The organism is Streptococcus pseudopneumoniae, from assembly GCF_001072925.1.
GTDB lineage: Bacteria > Bacillota > Bacilli > Lactobacillales > Streptococcaceae > Streptococcus > Streptococcus pseudopneumoniae_Q.
Window position 1 is genome coordinate 1 of the sequence record NZ_JVHE01000130.1, and the last position, 18,281, is coordinate 18,281.

10 protein-coding genes are annotated in these 18,281 nt (G+C 40.3%); all 10 read left to right on the top strand.

Translation table 11 applies throughout. From position 1 onward, the window contains the following. The first annotated feature begins 256 nt into the window (after window positions 1-256). Window positions 257-955: an N-acetylmannosamine-6-phosphate 2-epimerase gene (locus ADH81_RS10355; RefSeq protein ID WP_001135656.1), complete on the top strand. Its 699-nt coding sequence runs from the start codon at window positions 257-259 to the stop codon at window positions 953-955. A gap of 117 nt (window positions 956-1,072) precedes the next feature. Then, a complete protein-coding gene (locus tag ADH81_RS10360) occupies window positions 1,073-2,398 on the top strand; it encodes an ABC transporter substrate-binding protein (RefSeq protein ID WP_000669443.1) in 1,326 nt (441 codons plus the stop codon). A 233-nt stretch (window positions 2,399-2,631) separates the two neighbouring features. Next, entirely contained in the window at window positions 2,632-3,498 is an 867-nt protein-coding gene (locus ADH81_RS10365) for a carbohydrate ABC transporter permease (RefSeq protein WP_075227343.1), read from the top strand. 15 nt (window positions 3,499-3,513) lie between these two features. Next, entirely contained in the window at window positions 3,514-4,356 is an 843-nt protein-coding gene (locus ADH81_RS10370) for a carbohydrate ABC transporter permease (protein ID WP_001183246.1), read from the top strand. Between the two features lie 200 nt (window positions 4,357-4,556). Further along, complete coding sequence (locus ADH81_RS10375) at window positions 4,557-5,009, top strand: YhcH/YjgK/YiaL family protein (protein ID WP_049528948.1); 453 nt, start codon at window positions 4,557-4,559, stop codon at window positions 5,007-5,009. Window positions 5,010-5,029: 20 nt separating this feature from the next. Next, a complete protein-coding gene (locus tag ADH81_RS10380) occupies window positions 5,030-5,680 on the top strand; it encodes a YesL family protein (protein ID WP_045762683.1) in 651 nt (216 codons plus the stop codon). Between the two features lie 164 nt (window positions 5,681-5,844). Next, a complete protein-coding gene (locus ADH81_RS10385; protein WP_016466210.1) occupies window positions 5,845-6,762 on the top strand; it encodes a dihydrodipicolinate synthase family protein in 918 nt (305 codons plus the stop codon). A gap of 15 nt (window positions 6,763-6,777) precedes the next feature. Next, window positions 6,778-7,662 carry an ROK family protein gene (locus ADH81_RS10390; protein ID WP_049528956.1) on the top strand — a complete coding sequence of 295 codons (885 nt, stop codon included), beginning with the start codon at window positions 6,778-6,780 and terminating at the stop codon, window positions 7,660-7,662. A gap of 322 nt (window positions 7,663-7,984) precedes the next feature. Next, the gene (locus ADH81_RS10395; protein WP_049528958.1) at window positions 7,985-14,287 is read left to right on the top strand and encodes an SIALI-17 repeat-containing surface protein; all 6,303 of its coding nucleotides are present in this window, start codon (window positions 7,985-7,987) and stop codon (window positions 14,285-14,287) included. A 667-nt stretch (window positions 14,288-14,954) separates the two neighbouring features. After that, a partial coding sequence (locus ADH81_RS10915; RefSeq protein WP_080979322.1) for an accessory Sec-dependent serine-rich glycoprotein adhesin occupies window positions 14,955-18,281 on the top strand: 3,327 nt, incomplete at its 3' end.

Below are 18,281 nucleotides of genomic sequence, written 5' to 3' on the forward strand. Positions count from 1 at the left end.
GGACAACGATTGTCCTCTCCAGATGTTAGCTTTTATTCAACCCACTACAGTTGACAAAGAGTCGAAAAAAGGGCTGGTTTCAAGATTTAAGAGGTGTTGGGATAGATTTTAGGTCCCTGAAACTACTTTCAGAAGAAACTGTTGCATAAAATTGTTTTGAAACTTCAATCTATTCTAGCACAAGTTATTGAAAGCGCTTTAATAATAAGCTATAATAGTCACATAAACACAAAGGAAAAGAAAAGGAGGAAAGTAGATGCCACAAATTAGTAAAGAAGCCTTGATTGAACAAATCAAAGATGGAATCATCGTTTCTTGTCAGGCACTTCCTCATGAACCGCTCTACACAGAAGCGGGAGGAGTTATCCCCTTGTTGGTGAAAGCAGCTGAACAAGGTGGTGCAGTCGGTATCCGAGCAAACAGTGTTCGAGATATCAAGGAAATTAAAGAGGTCACTAAACTTCCGATTATCGGAATTATTAAACGTGATTATCCACCACAGGAACCATTCATCACAGCGACTATGAGAGAGGTGGATGAACTAGCAGCTCTTGACATCGAAGTCATTGCTCTTGACTGTACCAAACGTGAACGTCATGATGGCTTGGAGATTCAAGAATTTATCCGTCAGATCAAAGAAAAATATCCAAATCAACTCTTGATGGCTGATACAAGTACCTTTGAGGAAGGTCTAACAGCAGTTGAAGCGGGAATTGACTTTGTCGGAACAACCTTATCAGGTTACACTTCTTACAGTCCAAAAGTGGATGGCCCAGACTTTGAACTCATCAAGAAACTCTGTGATGCAGGGGTGGACGTCATCGCTGAAGGAAAAATTCACACACCAGAACAAGCTAAGCAAATCCTAGGTTACGGAGTGCGAGGTATCGTAGTTGGTGGCGCTATTACTAGACCAAAAGAGATTACGGAACGATTTGTTGCGGGTCTTAAATAACACAATATAAAAAACGAGGAGAGTGGTTGATTAGTAGGAAAAAATGAAAACGTATACAAAGTCGACATTGCTCATTATCCGATTCGGATACGCTTATCATCATTTAGGAGAATACAAATGAAATTTAAAAAACTAGCTTGTACAGTACTTGCGGGTGCTGCGGTTCTATCTCTTGCTGCTTGTGGCAAATCAGATGCAAACAAAGATGCTGCTAGCTCTGGTAGTGACAGTGGAAAAACTGAAATCACTTGGTGGGCATTCCCAGTCTTTACTCAAGAAAAAACTGGCGATGGTGTAGGAACTTATGAAAAATCTATCATCGAAGCTTTTGAAAAAGCAAATCCAGATGTTAAAGTTAAACTAGAAACAATCGACTTCAAATCTGGTCCAGAAAAAATCACAACAGCAATCGAAGCAGGAACTGCGCCAGACGTTCTCTTTGACGCACCAGGACGTATCATCCAATACGGTAAAAATGGTAAATTGGCTGAGTTGAACGACCTCTTTACAGATGAATTTGTTAAAGATGTCAACAACGAAAATATCATCCAAGCAAGTAAAGCTGGTGATAAAGCTTACATGTATCCAATCAGTTCTGCACCATTCTACATGGCGATGAACAAGAAAATGTTGGAAGATGCAGGAGTTGCAAACCTTGTAAAAGAAGGTTGGACAACTGATGACTTTGAAAAAGTTTTGAAAGCGCTTAAAGATAAAGGCTACACACCAGGTTCATTGTTCAGTTCAGGTCAAGGGGGAGACCAAGGAACACGTGCCTTCATCGCTAACCTTTATGGCGGATCTGTAACTGATAAAGAAGTAACAAAATACACAACTGACGATCCTAAATTCGTTAAAGGTCTTGAAAAAGCATCAAGCTGGATCAAAGATGGTTTGTTGAACAACGGTTCACAATTTGACGGTGGAGCAGACATCCAAAACTTTGCAAACGGTCAAACTTCTTACACAATCCTTTGGGCACCAGCTCAAAATGGTATCCAAGCTAAGCTCTTGGAAGCAAGTAAAGTTGAAGTGGTAGAAGTACCATTCCCATCTGATTCAGGTAAACCAGCTCTTGAATACCTTGTAAACGGATTTGCAGTATTTAACAACAAAGACGAAAAGAAAGTCGCAGCAGCTAAGAAATTCATCCAATTCATCGCAGATGACAAAGAATGGGGTCCTAAAGACGTAGTTCGTACAGGTGCATTCCCAGTTCGTACTTCATTTGGAAAACTTTATGATGACAAACGTATGGAAACAATCGGTAGCTGGACTCAATACTACTCACCATATTACAACACAATCGACGGATTTGCTGAAATGAGAACACTTTGGTTCCCAATGTTGCAAGCTGTATCAAATGGTGACGAACAACCTGCTGCAGCATTGAAAGCATTCACTGAAAAAGCGAATGAAACAATCAAAAAAGCAGCTAAATAGTAAGCCCTAAATAAAAACTGAGTTCCCCCCTTTTCCCTGAGCATATCTGTGTATGAAAAGGGGGACTTTTGTTTGAAATAGAAGCAACTGACAGGTCAAAATTAAAATGAAGTTTTTACATTGACGAATCTTAGAAAAATTTCATTTTGATTTTAGATCAGGGTCAGATAACAGTCAAAAAAACAAAACTATGTGAAAGTGAGGTGCCGACTGTGAAAATCAATAAAATTCGCATGCGGGAAACTATTATTTCCTACGCATTCCTAGCACCAGTATTAATCTTCTTTACCGTCTTCGTTTTAGCTCCAATGATCATGGGCTTCATCACAAGTTTCTTCAACTATTCGATGACTAGCTTTGAGTTTGTGGGGTTGGACAACTACATTCGTATGTTTAAAGACCCTGTCTTTACAAAATCTTTGATTAATACCGTAATCTTGGTAATCGGATCTGTACCAGTCGTAGTACTCTTCTCGCTCTTTGTAGCATCACAAACTTACCAACAAAATGCCATCGCTAGATCTTTCTACCGTTTCGTCTTCTTCCTTCCAGTAGTAACAGGTAGTGTTGCCGTAACAGTAGTATGGAAATGGATCTACGATCCACTATCAGGTATTTTGAACTTCGTGCTTAAGTCAAGCCACATCATCAGCCAAAACATTTCTTGGTTGGGAGATAAAAACTGGGCTTTGATGGCGATTATGATTATCCTTTTGACAACATCAGTTGGTCAGCCAATCATTCTTTACATCGCTGCAATGGGTAATATTGATAACTCACTTGTAGAAGCAGCGCGTGTTGACGGTGCGACTGAGTTCCAAGTATTCTGGAAGATTAAATGGCCAAGCCTTCTTCCAACAACTCTTTATATCGCAATCATTACAACCATCAACTCATTCCAATGTTTCGCCTTGATTCAATTGTTGACATCTGGTGGTCCAAACTACTCAACAAGTACACTTATGTACTACCTCTACGAAAAAGCCTTCCAATTGACTGAATATGGCTATGCCAATACTATTGGTGTATTCTTGGCAGTTATGATTGCCCTTGTCAGCTTCGCTCAATTCAAGATCCTCGGAAACGATGTAGAATACTAAGGAAAGGAGACAGCTATGCAACCTACACAACAAAAGAAACCATTAACAGCCTTTACTGTTATTTCAACAATCATTTTGCTCTTGTTGACTGTACTGTTTATCTTCCCATTCTACTGGATCTTGACAGGTGCATTCAAATCACAACCAGATACCATTATGATTCCACCACAATGGTTCCCTAAAGCTCCAACTATGGAGAACTTCCAACAATTGATGGTGCAAAACCCAGCCTTGCAATGGATGTGGAATTCAGTCTTCATTTCTTTAGTAACGATGTTCTTGGTTTGTGCAACCTCTTCACTAGCAGGTTATGTATTGGCTAAGAAACGTTTCTATGGTCAACGCATTCTCTTTGCAATCTTTATCGCTGCCATGGCTCTTCCAAAACAAGTTGTCCTTGTACCATTGGTACGTATCGTCAACTTCATGGGAATCCATGACACTCTTTGGGCAGTGATCTTGCCTTTGATTGGATGGCCATTCGGGGTCTTCCTTATGAAACAGTTCAGTGAAAACATTCCTACAGAATTGCTCGAATCTGCTAAAATTGATGGATGCGGTGAGATTCGTACATTCTGGAGTGTAGCCTTCCCTATCGTGAAGCCAGGATTTGCAGCTCTTGCAATCTTTACCTTCATCAATACTTGGAATGACTACTTCATGCAATTGGTAATGTTGACTTCACGTCAAAACTTGACCATCTCACTCGGGGTTGCTACTATGCAGGCCGAGATGGCAACTAACTACGGTTTGATCATGGCAGGGGCTGCCCTTGCAGCTGTGCCAATCGTAACAGTCTTCCTTGTCTTCCAAAAATCCTTTACTCAAGGGATTACTATGGGAGCTGTCAAAGGATAGTCCTCTGCGAAAATTGAATATAGTACAAATTGTTTATCAGTATGCAGCAGTATAGTTGATAGACTAAGAGAATACAGGATATATAAGTGTCTACAAAATGGAGAGGAGTTGCTTACTTCATGAAGTTTTGTTAGACACTTATAAACTTACTGGCTAGACATCGTATGTCTGAAGGTAACAATCAGGTAAAGGAAATTACTATGATTTTTGATGATTTAAAAAACATTAGCTTTTACAAGGGAATTCACCCAAATCTGGACAAGGCTATTGATTATCTCTATGAGCATCGTAAGGATAGCTTTGAATTAGGCAAATACGAGATTGATGGAGATAAGGTCTTCCTAGTTGTACAGGAAAATGTTCTCAATAAAGAAGAAAATGATCGCTTTGAGCATCATAAAAACTATGCAGATTTGCATTTGTTGGTTGAAGGGCATGAGTACTCTAGCTATGGTTCTCGCGTCAAAGACGAGGCTGTAGCCTTTGATGAAGCTAGCGATATCGGCTTTGTTCATTGTCATGAACAATACCCACTTTTAATGGGTTATCACAATTTTGCAGTCTTTTTCCCAGGTGAACCTCATCAACCTAATGGTTATGCAGGTATGGAAGATATAGTTCGCAAATATTTATTTAAAATTTTAATCGATTAGTCAGTTAGGAGGAGCAAACAATGGCACATAAAGGATCTGGATTGATAAAAGCAGCATTCGATACGGATAACTTTCTTATGCGATTTTGTGAGAAGGTTTTAGATATCGTGACGGTTAACCTACTTTTTGTTGTGTCTTGTTTGCCTATTGTGACGATCGGAGTAGCGAAGATCAGTCTCTATCAGACAATCTTCGAAGTTAAGGGTAGTCGTCGTGTTCCTGTTTTTAAAACTTATATGAGAGCCTTTAAGCAAAATTTGAAATTAGGCCTCCAGTTAGGTTTGTTGGAACTAGGAATTTTTCTAATTAGTGTAGTTGACTTGTCTCTATTCTGGGGGCAAACAGGCCTAGGCTTCCAGCTCATTAAAGCCATTTGCTTGGGGATTTTGATATTTTTAACTCTAGTTATGTTGGCTAGTTATCCTATTGCAGCGCGTTATGACTTGACTTGGAAAGAAGTACTCCAAAAGGGCTTGCTCTTAGTTAGCTTTAATTTCGTGTGGTTCTTCTTGATGCTTGCGATTATTCTATTAATCATTATGCTTCTCTATCTATCAGGCTTTACTCTAGTGCTCGGTGGATCAGCATTTCTACTCTTTGGCTTTGGTCTTCTTGCCTTTTGCCAGGCTGGATTAATGGAAAAATTGTTTGCTAAATATCAAGCAGATTGAAAATGATATGAAACTACTTTCAAACATGAAAAGCTAAGGGAGATGAATAGAAATTAAAATCTAAGTGGCTGAGATGTATTGAAAGCGCTTTTTACAAGGTGTATACTAAAATAGTAAAAAATCATCTGCCAAGAGCAGAAAATAAGAAATCTTAGGAGAAATCTATGTCAGATTTAAAAAAATATGAAGGCGTCATTCCTGCCTTCTACGCATGTTATGATGATGCGGGCGAAGTAAGCCCAGAACGTACTCGTGCCTTGGTGCAATACTTTATTGATAAAGGTGTTCAGGGGCTTTATGTTAACGGTTCTTCAGGTGAATGTATCTACCAAAGCGTAGAGGACCGCAAATTGATCTTGGAAGAAGTCATGGCAGTTGCTAAAGGTAAATTGACCATCATTGCTCACGTGGCTTGCAACAATACCAAAGACAGTATCGAACTTGCTCGCCATGCTGAAAGCTTGGGAGTAGATGCTATTGCGACGATTCCACCAATTTACTTCCGTTTGCCTGAGTACTCAGTTGCTAAATACTGGAACGACATCAGTGCTGCTGCACCAAACACAGACTATGTTATCTACAACATTCCTCAATTGGCAGGTGTTGCTTTGACTCCAAGTCTTTACACAGAAATGTTGAAAAACCCACGTGTCATTGGTGTTAAAAATTCTTCAATGCCAGTTCAAGATATCCAAACTTTTGTTAGTCTTGGTGGTGATGATCATATCGTCTTTAACGGTCCAGATGAACAATTCCTCGGTGGTCGTCTCATGGGTGCTAAAGCTGGTATCGGTGGTACTTATGGTGCTATGCCAGAACTCTTCTTGAAACTCAACCAATTGATTGCAGACAAAGACCTAGAAACAGCGCGTGAATTGCAATATGCTATCAACGCTATCATTGGTAAATTGACTGCTGCGCATGGAAACATGTATGGCGTTATCAAAGAAGTCTTGAAAATCAATGAAGGACTTAATATCGGATCAGTTCGTTCTCCACTTACACCAGTGACCGAAGAAGATCGTCCAGTTGTAGAAGCAGCTGCTCAATTGATTCGTGAAACTAAGGAGCGTTTCCTCTAATCAATAGGAGGCTTTATGACTAATTACGTTGCAATTGATGTTGGTGGAACTAATATCAAATATGGTTTAATTGATCAGGATGGACAACTTGTAGAGTCTCACGAAGTAGCGACTGAGGCGCATAAGGGTGGTCCACACATCTTACAAAAGACAAAAGATATCGTCGCTAGCTATCTAGAAAAAGGACCAGTGTCAGGTGTAGCCATTTCCTCTGCGGGAATGGTTGATCCTGATAAGGGTGAGATTTTCTATGCTGGTCCACAAATTCCAAACTATGCAGGAACTCAATTTAAAAAGGAAATTGAAGAAAGCTTTAACATTCCTTGTGAAATTGAGAATGATGTCAACTGCGCAGGGCTAGCAGAAGCGGTTTCTGGATCTGGAAAAGGTGCAGGAATAACGCTTTGTTTGACCATCGGAACAGGTATCGGTGGTTGTTTAATCATTGATGGCCAGATTTTCCATGGATTTAGTAATTCTGCCTGTGAAGTTGGCTATATGCATATGCAGGATGGGGCTTTCCAAGATTTAGCTTCTACAACTGCCTTGGTTGAGTATGTAGCCAAGGCTCATGATGAGGAAGTGGCTCATTGGAATGGTCGCAGAATTTTCAAAGAAGCTACAGAAGGCAATAAACTCTGTATGGAGGGCATTGACCGTATGGTAGACTATCTTGGGAAAGGTCTTGCTAACATCTGTTATGTTGCCAATCCAGAGGTTGTTATACTAGGTGGTGGTATTATGGGGCAAGAAGCAATTTTGAAACCGAAAATTCGTACAGCTCTGAAAGATGCGCTTGTTCCGAGCTTAGCGGAAAAAACAAGATTAGAATTTGCGCGTCATCAAAATACTGCAGGTATGCTTGGAGCCTACTATCACTTCAAAACAAAACAATCCTAAGTTGGCCTTGCCAATTTAGGATTGTTTAGTCATAAAAAGTAAAATAATCATTTAGTAAAAATCTAGTTAAAACTTTGAAAACCCTTGCATTTTTTAATATAACATAGTATATTTATAATAATGCGAAAACTCTAGAAAAATTCTTGCTAATGGAAGCATTATTTTATTTTTTAAAAATGTAAGCGATTTCTACAATCTTATATTTACTCAAAATAAATAGCTCAGGGAAAGAATTTTAAGCTAGGGAATCAAACAAAAATTGTCGCCAGATTACACTGGGCTCGGGCAGTAGCTGACTGCTCTAGAAGATTAGGAGTATTTGATGAAACAATATTTTTTAGAAAAAGGTAGAATATTTAGTATTCGTAAACTGACTGTTGGTGTTGCTTCTGTAGCAGTCGGTCTTGCTTTTTTTGCATCTGGTAATGTTGCGGCTAGTGAACTTGTGACAGAACCAAAACTTGAAGTAGATAGTCAAGCAAAAGAAGTGGCAGATGTAGATCATGAAAAAGAAGAAGCAGTTAAAGAAGAAGTAACTGAAAAAACAGAACCTGCTGTCGAGAAAGTGGCAGAGGAAGGGAAAACTGCTGAAGTGGCTGGCGATTTACTCCCTGAAGAAATCCCTGACCGTGCCTATCCTGATACTCCAGTGAAAAAAGTGGATACTGCAGCTATTGTATCAGAAAAAGATAGTCCACAAGTAGAGACTGAAAGTATCTTAAAAGCGAAGGAAGAAACTCCATCTGAAGCTGGAAAAGAAAATAGAGCCATTATCAATGGTGGACAAGACCTTAAGCGCATCAATTATGAAGGTCAACCAGCAACATCTGCTACTATGGTTTATTCAATCTTTAGCTCACCTTTGGCCAATGGAGGTAGTCAGCGATACCTTAACTCAGGTTCAGGTATCTTTGTTGCTCCTAATGTCATCTTGACAGTGGCGCACAACTTCTTGGTCAAGGATGCGGATACTAATGCTGGTTCTATCCGTGGTGGTGATACGGCTAAGTTCTACTACAATGTAGGTTCAAATACTGCTAAGAATAATTCTTTACCAACTTCAGGGAACACTATTTTGTTCAAGGAAAAGGATATTCATTTCTGGAATAAAGAAAAATTCGGTGAAGGTTATAAGAATGACTTAGCCTTGGTTGTAGCTCCAGTTCCACTTTCAATTGCAAGTCCAAATAAGGCGGCTACCTTTACTCCTCTAGCAGATCATCGGGAATACAAAGCTGGAGAACCAGTGAGCACAATTGGCTATCCTACAGATTCAACTTCTCCAGAATTGAAGGAACCAATTGTTCCTGGTCAATTGTATAAGGCAGACGGTGTCGTTAGAGATACTGAAAAGTACGATGAAAATGGAGCTGTAGGTGTTACCTATCGTTTGACTTCTGTTTCTGGTCTTTCTGGTGGTGGAATTATTAACGGTGATGGTAAGGTCATTGGGATCCACCAACGTGGTACTGTTGATAATGCGAACATTGCTGAAAAAGATCGCTTTGGAGGAGGGCTTGTCCTCTCACCAGAACAATTGGCATGGGTCAAAGAAATCATTGATAAATACGGTGTTAAAGGCTGGTATCAAGGCGACAACGGCAATCGTTATTACTTTACTCCAGAGGGAGAAATGCTCAGAAATAAGACAGCTGTAATCGGTGAAAACAAATATTCTTTCGATGAAAGTGGTGTAGCGACTCTTCTTGAAGGTGTTGATTATGGACGAGTTGTTGTCGAACACCTAGACCAAAATGATAATCCAGTCAAAGAAAACGATACTTTTGTTGAAAAGACAGAAGTTGGAACTCAGTTCGACTATAACTATAAAACAGAAATTGAAAAGACTGACTTCTTCAAGAAGAATAAAGAAAAATATGAGATTGTATCGATTGATGGCAAAGCTGTCAATAAACAGCTAAAAGATGCTTGGGAAGATGATTATAGCGTTGTGAGCAAGGCTCCTGCAGGAACTCGTGTCATCAAGGTGGTTTATAAAGTCAATAAAGGTTCCTTTGACGTTCATTATCGTTTGAAAGGTACAGACCAAGAATTAGCAACTGCAACTGTGGATAATAACGATGGTAAAGAATACGATGTTTCCTTTGTTCACAGATTCCAAGCTAAAGAAATTACAGGCTACCGTGCAGTAAATGCAAGCCAAGAAGCAACAATCCAACATAAAGGAGTGAACCAAGTTATTTTTGAATACGAAAAAATTGAAGATCCAAAACCAGTAACTCCTGCAACTCCAGTAGTGGATCCAAAAGACGAAGAAACAGAAATTGGAAATTATGGACCACTTCCAAGCAAGGCTCAGTTGGACTACCACAAGGAAGAATTGGCTGCCTTTATCCACTATGGTATGAATACTTATACCAACTCTGAGTGGGGAAATGGTAGAGAAAATCCTCAAAACTTTAACCCAACTAACCTTGATACAGACCAGTGGATTAAGACCTTGAAGGATGCTGGGTTCAAACGAACAATCATGGTTGTCAAACACCACGACGGTTTTGTGATTTATCCATCTAAATACACAAACCATACGGTAGCTGCAAGTCCATGGAAAGACGGCAAGGGAGACCTTCTCGAAGAAATCTCTAAATCAGCAACGAAATATGACATGAATATGGGTGTTTACCTATCACCATGGGATGCCAATAACCCTAAATATCATGTTTCAACTGAAAAAGAGTACAATGAATACTACCTCAACCAACTGAAAGAAATCCTTGGCAATCCTAAATACGGAAATAATGGTAAATTTATCGAAGTCTGGATGGATGGTGCGCGTGGTAGCGGAGCTCAAAAAGTAACCTACACCTTTGACGAATGGTTCAAGTACATTAAGGAAGCTGAAGGAGATATCGCTATCTTCTCTGCACAACCGACAAGTGTCCGTTGGATCGGTAATGAACGTGGTATCGCTGGAGATCCAGTTTGGCATAAGGTTAAGAAAGCTAAAATCACTGACGATGTGAAGAATGAATATCTCAACCATGGAGACCCAGAAGGAGATATGTACTCTGTCGGTGAAGCAGACGTTTCTATCCGTTCAGGTTGGTTCTACCATGATAATCAACAACCAAAATCAATCAAAGATTTGATGGATATCTACTTCAAGTCTGTTGGTCGTGGAACGCCACTTCTACTCAACATTCCACCAAATAAAGAAGGTAAATTCGCAGACGCAGACGTCGCTCGCTTGAAAGAATTCCGAGCAACCTTGGATCAAATGTATGCAACTGACTTCGCCAAGGGAGCAACTGTAACTGCAAGCTCTACTCGTAAGAATCACTTGTACCAAGCAAGCAACCTAACCGATGGTAAGGATGATACTAGTTGGGCATTGTCAAATGATGCCAAGACAGGTGAATTCACTGTGGATCTCGGTCAAAAGAGACGCTTTGACGTAGTCGAACTCAAAGAAGATATCGCTAAAGGTCAACGTATCTCTGGATTTAAGGTTGAAGTTGAGCTTAATGGTCGCTGGGTTCCATATGGAGAAGGTTCGACTGTTGGTTATCGTCGTCTTGTCCAAGGTCAACCTGTAGAAGCACAAAAGATTCGTGTGACTATCACGAATTCACAAGCAACTCCTATTTTGACAAACTTCTCTGTTTATAAGACACCAAGTAGTATCGAAAAAACAGATGGCTATCCTCTAGGTTTGGATTACCATTCAAATACAACAGCTGACAAAGCAAATACAACCTGGTATGACGAATCTGAAGGCGTTCGTGGAACATCCATGTGGACCAATCAAAAAGATGCTAGCGTAACCTACCGTTTCAATGGAACTAAGGCTTATGTCGTATCTACAGTGGATCCAAATCACGGTGAAATGTCAGTTTATGTAGATGGTCAAAAGGTTGCAGACGTACAAACCAATAATGCAGCTCGTAAACGTAGCCAGATGGTTTATGAAACAGATGACTTGGCTCCAGGTGAACATACCATCAAACTCGTTAACAAAACTGGCAAAGCTATTGCAACTGAAGGTATCTACACGCTCAATAATGCTGGTAAAGGTATGTTTGAGTTGAAAGAAACAAGCTATGAAGTTCAAAAAGGCCAACCAGTTACTGTAACTATTAAACGTGTTGGTGGTAGCAAAGGAGCTGCAACAGTCCATGTCGTGACTGAACCAGGAACAGGGGTTCATGGTAAAGTGTACAAGGACACAACAGCTGATTTGACCTTCCAAGATGGTGAAACAGAAAAAACGTTGACCATTCCGACAATTGACTTTACGGAGCAAGCTGACTCTATCTTTGACTTCAAAGTGAAAATGACGAGTGCTTCAGACGAAGCTTTGCTTGGCTTTGCTTCAGAAGCAACGATTCGAGTGATGAAAGCTGAATTGCTTCAAAAAGATCAAGTAAGTCATGATGATCAGGCAAGTCAACTTGACTATAGTCCAGGTTGGCACCATGAAACGAACTCAGCTGATAAATACCAAAACACTGAGTCTTGGGCATCATTTGGTCGTTTGACAGAAGAGCAAAAGAAAAATGCCAGCGTAACAGCCTACTTCTACGGTACAGGTTTAGAAATTAAAGGTTTTGTAGACCCAGGTCATGGTATCTACAAGGTGACGTTAGACGGTAGAAGAGTCGAGTATCAAGATGGCCTAGGTAATGCTTCTGAGTACAACGGTAAGAAGTACTTCAGTGGGACAGCTGCCACACGTCAAGGTGATCAGACTCTCGTTCGTCTGACAGGGCTTGAAGAAGGTTGGCATGCTGTAACCTTGCAATTGGATCCAAAACGTAATGATACTACAAGAAACATTGGTATCCAAGTTGACCAGTTTATCACTCATGGAGAAGATAGTGCTCTTTATACCAAAGAAGAGTTGCTTCAAGCTATGAAGAACTGGAAGGATGAATTGGTTAAATTTGACCAAACAAGTTTGAAGAACACTCCAGAGGCGCGTCAAGCCTTCAAGTCAAACTTGGACAAATTATCAGAGCAACTTTCAGCAAGTTCTGCAAATGCACAAGAAGTTCTGAGAACAGCTACAGCCTTGCAAACGATCCTTGATAAGGAAGAGAACTACGGTGTCGAAGAAACGCCAGCCCAACCAGAAGAGCCTAACTATGATAAGGCCATGGCAAGCTTGGCAGAGGCTATTCAAAACAAGAGCAAGGAACTAGGTGATGATAAGGAAGCTAAGAAGAAACTAGTTGAGTTATCCGAGCAAGCTCTTACTGCTATTGAATCAGCCAAGACACAAGATGCAGTAGATAAAGCCTTGCAAGCAGCTCTAACTTCTATCAACCAACTTCAAGCGACTCCGAAAGAGGAACCAAAACCAGAGGAACCAGCTCAACCAGAAGAGTCTAAGATTGACTACGATAAGGCTATGGCAAGCTTGGCAGAAGCTATTAAAAACAAGAGCAAAGAACTAGGTGATGATAAGGAAGCTAAGAAGAAACTAGTCGAGTTATCCGAGCAAGCTCTTACTGCTATTGAGGCAGCTAAGACACAGGATGCGGTAGACAAAGCCTTACAAGCAGCTCTAACTTCTATCAACCAACTTCAAGCGACTCCAAAAGAGGAACCAAAACCAGAGGAGCCAGCTCAACCAGAAGAGCCTAACTACGATAAGGCTATGGCAAGCTTGGCAGAGGCCATTCAAAACAAGAGCAAGGAACTAGGTAGCGATAAAGAAGCTAAGAAGAGACTAGTTGAGTTATCAGAACACGCCATCGCAGCGATTGAAGCAGCCAAGACACAGGATGCAGTAGACAAAGCCTTGCAAGCAGCTCTAACTTCTATCAATCAACTCCAAGCGACTCCGAAAGAGGAAGTAAAACATTCAAATCTTCCGACTGAAGGTGTTAAAGAATTGAGCTTTACTCAACCAAGCCTTGAGGTAGTAGAAGAAGCTATCAACTTCAAGACTGTTAAACGAGAAGATCCAACTTTGCCAGAAGGTGAGACTCGTGTAACTCAGGTAGGCCGCGCAGGCAAGGAACGTATCTTAACAGAAGTAGCACTAGATGGAAGCCGTATTGAAAAACTGCGTGAAGTTGTTGAAGTGGCGCAAGATGAGATTGTGCTAGTCGGAACTAAGAAAGAAGAATCAGGTAAAACAGAGGCAGCTATCCATGAAGTACCAGAGTTCACAGGTGGCGTAAATGGTTTGGAAGCAGCTATCCATGAAGTACCAGAGTTTACTGGTGGTGTAAATGGTTCTGAAGCAGCTATCCATGAAGTACCAGAGTTTATCGGTAGTGTGAATGGTTCTGGAGCAGCTATCCATGAAGTACCAGAGTTTACTGGTAGTGTGAATGGTTCTGAAGCAGCTGTCCACAGAGTTCCAAACTTTGAAGGAGGAGTTCCTGGTGTACAAGCACCTATTCATCAAGTACCTGGATTTACTGGAGGTGTAAATGGTTCTGAAGCAGCTAACCATGAAGTCACTACACACAAGGATGAGCAGTCACATATGGTTCAAGCTATATCACAAGATAAGACTTATCAAGCACCTGCAAATCGTCAAAATATTCTCCCTGAAACAGGCGCTAAAGAAACGGCTACTCTTGCAAGTTTGGGAGCTGTAGGGGCACTTCTTGGTCTAGCTGCAATGGGAAAGAAAAAAGAAGACGAATAGAATCTGTCAAACTCAAGAAATACTGTTGAGGAAGTATAGATTTTGTGGAAATTATTGCAGAATATTAAAGAAACTGCTGTAATAACTGTCCAAACTTTAGAGATTGAAACCAATAACTAATCTCAATTATAAAAAGCGAACAAAATGAGTTTTCTGAGAGTCAGAATTCCGTCTTGTTCGCTTTTTTGGCTCTTTGTCAATTGTGATGCGCAAGAATTTGGTCAAGGTTGAGAATGCTAGGCATTTGCTTCTTAGTGATGTAGGTAAGTTTCACATGGATGTAAATCTTCTAGAAAGCTTAAACTCAATCTGCTGATTTTTAAGAGCAAACAAACTGTTCACAGACTGCTAGTTATGCATGTTTAAGCTTTTAAAACAGATTCTAGAAGGATTGGATTGCATTTTCTACTATACTATCCAGTTCGCTTTTTGCAGTTCACGTTTATGCTTGGTACAGTATGGGACAAGTGTTTAAAAGAGTGATTATCCTTGTACACAAGTGTCCACTTTTACAATTTTTCATGACCTTGAAAAGTTAGTATTTTATAGCTTTTGTGCCGAACTTATCCGTTTTATAGTATTTAAGTGGTTTAAGGTCAAATTGCTTGCTTTTGTCTACTAATCATGTATAATGGGGGTGGATAATAATAAAAAAAAGGAGACTGCAATGTTTTTTAAACGTTCAAACGGTGAATTCCGTGAAACCGATCGTGTGACTCGGTTCAAATTAATTAAGTCGGGTAAGAATTGGTTGCGCGCATCTACTTCGAACTTTGGGCTTCTAAAAGTGATTCGTGGTCAAGTCGAAGAGACTATTGTAGCCGAAGTACATGAAGATGCGGTGTCAGAAAAGGGACTGACAAGTCGAGGATTCTTAAAAGGGATCGTCGTGGCCGCAGCTGTTCTTAGTGCGACAACGCTTGTACATACTGGTTATGCAGATGAACTAGGAAAAGATGCAACAACTGCATCAGCTTTGGTTAGTGCACCTGCAGTTACAACAGAGTCAGAATCATTGAGTGAGCAAGGTTCTACGGACCAATCAGCAACTCTAAATGAATCTGCTACTGAAACAAAAGAAGATACAGTGGTTTCATCTGAACTAGTTGCAGATGCTCCTGTGTCTGAAGACAAAGCAATCTTGGAACAAAATGTTTCTGAAGCAGCTTTGTTGATTAACATCGCTGAAAAATACGCATCAAACCATCAAGATGCAGATCAAAAAGCAGCGATCCATGCGGCTGTTGCTAACCTTCAATCAGAATTGTCTGCAAGCACTAGTTTGGCCAATGCAACTGCTCAAGCTTATGCAGATCAACGTGCACGTTTGAGCAAGTCAGTGGATGAGCTGATGGCAGTCTTAACAGTGGCAGGTTTTGAAGGAAATACTACTGTTAACGGATCACCAGCAGTCTCTGCACAGTTGGATGCTATTTCAACGTCAACTACTCTTACTGCGCCATCTGTTGTAGAAAAAATGGATCAACCAAATGGTGCTTCAATTGAAGATCCAGCCTTGGACAATCCAAACTACAAATTGGATCCCAATGAAGAACGCTATACCTATTCAATCTGGGATCTTCAAAACTGGGCAGGTCCTGCAAATCAAGGTGGTGTTACCTATAACAATGGTGGTTACTATGTAACATTCTCAGTTGATCGTTCAACTGTAGGAACTACAACTACTCCAGTTGTTCATGCCCGTTTGGTAGAAAAAGCTACGGGTAAAGAAGTAGAAACTTTGGATATGACTGCCAAGTCAACTTACCAATTTAAGACTTTGGTGCAAGAAAATCCTACTTATGCACCTCAATTTGACTATACTACTGGAGAAGTTTCGCAAATTCTAGGAACATGGACTAATAACCGTGATGCTGGTCCAATTTCTGATGACAAATATAAGCACCATATTCTTCAAATTCGTGACACAACAAAACCAGGAAATGTTGGGGACACAAAGCCAAATGTTCAAACAGTCGTTCCAACTGAAAAAGTAACGCATACAACTCACTATAAAGTTGAGGATACAGATGAGGAATTGGCTTCATACGCTCAAACGGGTATTGAGAGTCAAACTTATCATGCCTCTAATCCGCGTACATTTGAAGGCTACGAGTTTACTCGTACTCAATCAGAAAAAGACATGACTGGATCACTCGGTGGTGTTGGAGCTAAGTACCTGGAACTCCAAGGTGGGCGCGCTCACTACTATGTGAAACGTATTGTAGAACAAGTAGATAAAGATGGTACATCTGTTGTTAAATTGTATGCTTTAGATCCTTCTAAGGTGTCATCATATAGCCCGGCAACTGATGTAAATAATCTTAATTTAGATAACTATACATTGTTGTATACCTCAGATCCTGTTAAACCAGGAGGTAAGCCAACACCTGCTGGAACAAAAGATGCCTTAAATGATCTGGGATATGTTGACAGTAAGGATGGGCAATACCATCTTCGTGTACAAACATATACTGATAGTGGAAATGGGAATGTGCGTTTGAGTGGTTGGTACAATAAGGCTACTGGGGATGCCTTTACAGCCTCACCACAATTCTCAACAGATGTCGATCCGGTTCGAAACAACACTTCCAACATCATTGGTGGGAATACACCAGGAGATAAAGCTTCAGGCTATCCATCATTCTTCAACAACTACTCGCTTCCTTCTGTTAAACAAATTTCTACCGATGTAACTCACTACTACCGTAAAACAGATGCTACAGGTAATGTTTACGTGCATTATCAAGATACAGAAGGTAAGACTATTAAGCCAGATGTAACCGATGAAAAAGATCAACCAGTTAATAAGGCCTACGATACAGTTGTAGACAATCGTCCGAACGAGATTACATTCGAAGGTAAGACTTACGAGTTAGTCCCAGCTGGTAACTACACAGTAGGTGAAGTTGATGACCAAGGACATCTTACATCATCAGATCCAACAACAGGTGCAGTTGCTAAAGAGGATAAGAATGTAACTTACATCTACAAACTTAAAGAAGGTGAAGTTGTTATCACTTATGTGGATGAGAAGGGTAAAGAGATTCAAAAACCTCGTCAAGACACACCAAACTCACCATATGACACACCATATGACACTACTGAGGAAGGTGAAAAACCTAACTTCATCAAGGCAGAAGATGGTAAGACCTATAAGATCGTACCGAAGGGTGACTATCCAGTAGGTAAGGTTGATGAAAATGGTCACCTTGAATCATCTGATCCAGTTACAGGTAAGGTTACTAAACCAAAATCAACTATCACTTATGTTTATAAAGAAGTGAATGGTAATGTCTATGTCCACTACGTTGATACAGATGGTAAGACAATCAAGGACGATGTTACTGATGAAAAAGCTCAACCAGTAGACAAAGACTACGACACAGTTGTAGACAACCGTCCACAAGAGATTGAATTCGAAGGTAATACTTACGAATTGGTTCCAGCTGGTAACTACACAGCCGGTGAAGTAGATGATCAAGGTCACTTGAAGTCAACAGACCCAACAACTGGTAAGGTTATCGAAGGCGATAAGAATGTCACTTATGTCTACAAGTTGAAAGAAAAACCAAAAGGTGAAGTTGTTATCACTTATGTGGATGAAAATGGTAAAGAGATTCAAAAACCTCGTCAAGACACTCCAAACTCACCATATGACACACCATATGACACTACTGAGGAAGGTGAAAAACCTAACTTCATCAAGGCAGAAGATGGTAAGACCTATAAGATCGTACCGAAGGGTGACTATCCAGTAGGTAAGGTTGATGAAAATGGTCACCTTGAATCATCTGATCCAGTTACAGGTAAGGTTACTAAACCAAAATCAACTATCACTTATGTTTATAAAGAAGTGAATGGTAATGTCTATGTCCACTACGTTGATACAGATGGTAAGACAATCAAGGACGATGTTACTGATGAAAAAGCTCAACCAGTAGACAAAGACTACGACACAGTTGTAGACAACCGTCCACAAGAGATTGAATTC

Coding starts and splice junctions, on each gene's coding strand:
- ADH81_RS10355 (WP_001135656.1), top strand. CDS start 257: ATGCCACAAATTAGTAAAGAAGCCTTGATTGAACAAATCAAAGATGGA.
- ADH81_RS10360 (WP_000669443.1), top strand. CDS start 1,073: ATGAAATTTAAAAAACTAGCTTGTACAGTACTTGCGGGTGCTGCGGTT.
- ADH81_RS10365 (WP_075227343.1), top strand. CDS start 2,632: ATGCGGGAAACTATTATTTCCTACGCATTCCTAGCACCAGTATTAATC.
- ADH81_RS10370 (WP_001183246.1), top strand. CDS start 3,514: ATGCAACCTACACAACAAAAGAAACCATTAACAGCCTTTACTGTTATT.
- ADH81_RS10375 (WP_049528948.1), top strand. CDS start 4,557: ATGATTTTTGATGATTTAAAAAACATTAGCTTTTACAAGGGAATTCAC.
- ADH81_RS10380 (WP_045762683.1), top strand. CDS start 5,030: ATGGCACATAAAGGATCTGGATTGATAAAAGCAGCATTCGATACGGAT.
- ADH81_RS10385 (WP_016466210.1), top strand. CDS start 5,845: ATGTCAGATTTAAAAAAATATGAAGGCGTCATTCCTGCCTTCTACGCA.
- ADH81_RS10390 (WP_049528956.1), top strand. CDS start 6,778: ATGACTAATTACGTTGCAATTGATGTTGGTGGAACTAATATCAAATAT.
- ADH81_RS10395 (WP_049528958.1), top strand. CDS start 7,985: ATGAAACAATATTTTTTAGAAAAAGGTAGAATATTTAGTATTCGTAAA.